We start from the raw sequence: 278 nt of genomic DNA on the forward strand, positions 1-278 counted from the left end.
CACTGATCACGGTATGGTGCATGACTTCGAGCTATTCAAACCAGATTCCTTCTGGTGCTTTTATCCTTGCCGATAAAAGCCAAAAGGTACTGTAAACTGGATCCTGAACTCAACAAAAGAAGAATCGGGATCGAGCATGTATTTGGTCGCCTGAAGACCTTTAAAATCCTTGCTGGACGTTACCGAAATAGAGCTAAACGACTGGGTTTGAGATTCAGTTTAATTACTGGAATCTATAACTTGGAGTTGAGTCAAAAATGATTTATGAAAGAGGTCTA

The 278-nt window shown here is 40.3% G+C and carries 1 protein-coding gene; it reads left to right on the top strand.

Features of this window, described 5'->3' with window-relative positions; all coding sequences use genetic code 11:
- Positions 1 to 54 precede the first annotated feature (54 nt).
- Positions 55 to 261, top strand: a complete 207-nt coding sequence (locus tag LZZ98_RS15460; RefSeq protein ID WP_442862728.1) for a transposase — start codon at positions 55 to 57, stop codon at positions 259 to 261.
- Positions 262 to 278: the final 17 nt, after the last annotated feature.

Origin of the sequence: Acinetobacter sp. SM34 (assembly GCF_022012365.1) — a bacterium.
Taxonomy (GTDB): domain Bacteria; phylum Pseudomonadota; class Gammaproteobacteria; order Pseudomonadales; family Moraxellaceae; genus Acinetobacter.